Here is a 4315-nt window from a genome sequence, read left to right as displayed (position 1 = left end):
TTTTTGTGTGGATTACCTGCTGCGCCAGGCCTGTGTGCGGGCCAGGATGCCTTTTGATGCCATCAGATGAAAGATCCGGGCGGCTGCGTTGGTGTAGAAGATCATCATGCCCATTGCGGCTGCGGGTGCGATATCCCCGGCATCATCCATGTTCAGCACCGCGATGGACGCGAGTGTGGTTTTGGGTGAGTAGAGGAACACAACCGCCGACACGGTCGTCATCGCGTTGACGAACAGATAGATCGAGATGTCCAGCACCGCAGGCAGGCAGACCGGCACCGTCACGCGGGCAAACAGCTTCATTGTCGGCTGTTTGAGAGAGGCCGACACCGACTCGAACTCTTTATCCATCTGCTTGAGAGCGGTGACCGCCGTCAGGTGCGATACGGTATAGAAATGCGTCACCGTGCAAACCACCAGGATCGCCATGGTGCCGTAGATCGCATTGAACGGATTGGACGGGTTGTTGAAGAAGAAGATATACGACAGTCCCAGAACCATGCCCGGAATGGCCATCGGCAGCATGGCGAACATCTGAAAGATCGACCGTCCGGTTTTGAAGCCGTTCGATTTTTCCACCAGATACGCCCCGAAGAAGACAACCGTCGTGCCGATCACCGCCGTCAGGAAAGCCAGTTTGATCGAGTTGAAATACGATCCCCAGCCGCCGCCATCCATCTTGTCGAACTGGTAATTCTTGAGGCTCAGGCTCAGATCGTAGGGCCAGAACTTGATCAACGCCGCAAACTGACACACGGCCAGAAGACCAACAATGAACAGGCCGATCAAACTGCAGTAGATCAGGAATATGCGATCAGTCTTTGGGTTTGGTGTTGCCTGATATGGAACCGAGCGCGCAGACAGCAGCGCCACCTGCTTGGACTGAACCATCCGGTCGATGGCAAAAGCCAGAATTGCGGGGATGACCAGAACCACCGAGACCACGGCGCCCATCTCAAAGTTCTGCTGGCCGATCACCTGTTTGTAGATATCCACGGCAAGCACGTTGAACTGGCCGCCGATCACCTTTGGCAGGCCAAAATCGGTGATCACCAGATTGAACACGACAAAGGCTGCTGAAATCAGGCCGTAGCGCGCGCCTGGTATAGTGACGGTCCAGAATGTCCGCCAGGGGGTAGAACGCAAGCTGACAGCGGCCTCGTACAACCGCGCATCCGATATCGCGAGCGCGGTCGATATGATCAGGAACGCGTGTGGAAAGGTAAAGAAGACCGATCCGATCACGATGCCTATGGGGCCGTAGATACTGGCTCCGAACAGCAACTCCTTGATCATCCCCTGATTGCCGAACAGGTAGACCAGCGCGATGCCCGGCAGCAGCGAGGGAACCAGAATCGGCGCCATCGCGATCAGGCGAAAGACCCCCTTGAACCGCATGCAGCTTCGGTTCAGCGCATAGGCAAACCAGAACGCCAGCGTCACCGTAACGATTGTGCTGACAACCGAAATCCAAAGGGAATTCTTGATCGAGTTGAACAGGGCCGGGGTTGAGAAGTAGTTGATGAAGTTGCCCAGACCCCGCGCTTGAACCGGCCGCATCTGCACCCGGCGGAACGTGTTGGAATCAAGCTCGACCCAATCGGTGCCTTCGTTCAAAGTCGACCCGACCAGAAAGCGCCCGGCCTCCGTCGTGTTCCGCATCTGGTACATGACCGGGCTGCGAAAGCTGAAATCCGGAAAAAACCCGGTCACCGGCAAACGCCCGTCCGAGCCGGTTGTCAGATCGGTGTCGGAATACACCCCCAATTGCCTGTTCAGTTCGTCAGCCGTCAGGATCGTTCCGTCAAACACACCCGCTTCATCACTGACCTGAAACTCATACTGGGACAGCTCGACCCGGTAGGTCGAGAAGGACTTGGAAAGCATCGTGTAAAGCGGCAGCGCCAGTGTCACGATCAGATAGAGCGCGATCACCATCATGCTTCCGCGCATCAGGATGTCATCGCGGCTGAGCCTGGGCCTGATATCCGGCCCGACAGGCAATGTGTCGTGATTGGTCGACATCGTGCTCATGCCGCAGCCTCCGGAAGGTCAAACGCCATCAGGCGGTTCTCGGGAAGCTCGATCACCATGCTGCACCCCTCTTCCAGCTCAAGACGACGCACGGCGTTGATCGAAAAATCCGCGATCAGTTCAGAAGATCCGAACCGCTCGTTGTTCAGGCGGCAACGCCAGAACGAGCCCAGAAACTCCATTTCATCAAGCGTGACCTCGATGCAGTTCCGATTGCCGCCCGTGTCAAGATAACCAGCTTCATGAGGGATGATGTCTTCGGGACGAATGGCTGCGATGACCGGGGTGCCATCATTGAACGTGTGGCTGAGGCAGGCAAAGGTCTTTTCCCCGACGCTCAACCGCCCGCCTTTGGTGACCTGAGATCGGATCTGGTTCATTTCACCGATAAAGTCGGCCACGAACAGGTTGGCCGGTTCGCGGTAGATCTCCGTGGGCGATCCAACTTGTTCAATCACCCCGTGGTTCATCACCACGATGCGGTCGGCCATGGCCAGCGCTTCTTCCTGATCGTGCGTCACCATCACGGTGGTCACACCCAGCTTGCGCTGCAATTCCTTGATCTCATGCCGCAGGTGAACGCGCACCTTGGCGTCCAGCGCCGACAGGGGTTCGTCCAGCAGCAGCAAACCGGGATTGGTTGCAATGGCGCGGGCCAGCGCAATCCTCTGCTGCTGGCCACCGGACAATTGTGCCGGGTATTTCCTGCCCTGATCCGGCAGACCAACAAGGTTCAACAGCTCGCTCACCCGAACTGCGATATCCGACTTGCTGCGGCCCGTGTTTTCAAGGCCAAATGCGATGTTCTTTTCGATCGTCAGGTTCGGGAACAGCGCATAGGACTGAAACACAATCCCGAAATCGCGCTCGGACGGGGGCAGGTTGGAGACGTCCTTGCCATCCTGCATAACCGTACCCTTGGTCTGCAGATCCAGCCCGGCAATCGCCCGCAACAAGGTGGTCTTGCCGCAGCCGGACGGGCCAAGGAAACAAATGAATTCACCTTCTTTGATTTCAAGAGAGATGTCCTTGAGTGCCAGAAAGCTGCCGAACGCTTTCCACAAATTCTGGATGCTGAGATACAGTTCACCGGGTGGTGTTTTCTGAAGCACGGGAGAGGTCCTCACATCTGCACCTCGGGCACGACCGATCCTGGCCGGTGCGCGCCGGGTGAGTTGGTTGTGTTGGTGGGAACAAGAGAGTGGCGGGCAGGAGAGGCACAAAAGCCCCTCCTGCCAATGGAATTATTTCGCTTCAGACTTTCCGTCATAGCGAGACTGCCATTCCTTCAGGATTGCCGCGCGATTGTTGGCGGCATACTCGAAATCATTGTTGATCATCGCATCCAGAAGACCTTCTGGGAAGTGTTCAACCGGTTTTGCAACGCCGGGATACGCCACGACCGCATAGCCGGTATTGTACATCTCGTTGGCCTCTTTGGTGACGGTGAAGTCCACCAGCTTCTGCGCGGCTTCCAGATTTGCGGTACCGGCCACAATCGCGGTTGCTTCCATGTCCCAGCCGACGCCTTCCGAAGGCACAATGATTTCCAGCGGTGCGCCATCAGCTTTGGACTTCGCCCCACGGAACGCAAAAGAGATACCAATCGGGATCTCGCCCGCCGCCGCCAGTTTGCAAGGCTTCGAGCCGGAATGGGTGTAGCGCGCAATATTCTCGTGCAGCGCATCCATGTATTCCCAGCCACCTTCTTCGCCAAACATTTGAAGCCAGCTGGACACATCAAGGAACCCCGTGCCAGACGAATTCGGGTTCGGCATGATCACCTGATCCTTGTACATCGGATCAGTCAGGTCCTTCCACGAAGTGGGCGGCTTCAGCCCGGCCTTTTCCGCCTCAACCGTGTTGTAGCAAACCGAGGCAACCCAGGCGTCCATGCCAACCCAGGCAGGCGGGTTGTCACCATCGACGAATTTCGCATCCAGCTTGTCTACGCCAACCGGGGCATAAGGCTCCAGCATCCCTTCGGATTTCAACAGCAGCAGAGAGGTCGCAGCCAACCCCCAGACCACATCCGCCTGTGGGTTGTCACGCTCAGCCAGCAACTTCGCGGTGATGATCCCCGTCGAATCCCGAACCCAGTTGATCTTGATATCAGGGTTACTCTGGTTGAACGTCTCCGCATACCTCGCCAGATCCTCCGCCTCGACAGCGGTGTAAACTGTCAGTTCCGTCTCCGATGCCGCAACCGTCGCAGTCAGTAAACCGACCGCCAATGCCGAATAAAATGATGTCGTCCGTTTCATGGTTTTCCTCTGTTGGT

General features: G+C 56.9%; 3 protein-coding genes. All 3 read right to left on the bottom strand.

The features are described from left to right. Window positions 1–12: 12 nt before the first annotated feature. A complete protein-coding gene (locus ACR0BZ_RS19675; RefSeq protein ID WP_480484610.1) occupies window positions 13–2034 on the bottom strand; it encodes a putative 2-aminoethylphosphonate ABC transporter permease subunit in 2022 nt (673 codons plus the stop codon). Further along, window positions 2031–3146 carry a putative 2-aminoethylphosphonate ABC transporter ATP-binding protein gene (locus ACR0BZ_RS19670; protein WP_267365559.1) on the bottom strand — a complete coding sequence of 372 codons (1116 nt, stop codon included), beginning with the start codon at window positions 3144–3146 and terminating at the stop codon, window positions 2031–2033. Before ACR0BZ_RS19670 ends, ACR0BZ_RS19675 begins: the two co-directional genes overlap by 4 nt. 132 nt (window positions 3147–3278) lie before the next feature. Continuing rightward, window positions 3279–4298, bottom strand: coding sequence for a putative 2-aminoethylphosphonate ABC transporter substrate-binding protein (locus ACR0BZ_RS19665; protein WP_480484969.1), 1020 nt, complete (start codon window positions 4296–4298; stop codon window positions 3279–3281). Window positions 4299–4315: the final 17 nt, after the last annotated feature.

Source organism: Ruegeria sp. P8, from assembly GCF_056534665.1.
This window is presented reverse-complemented; position numbering and strand designations above follow the sequence as displayed.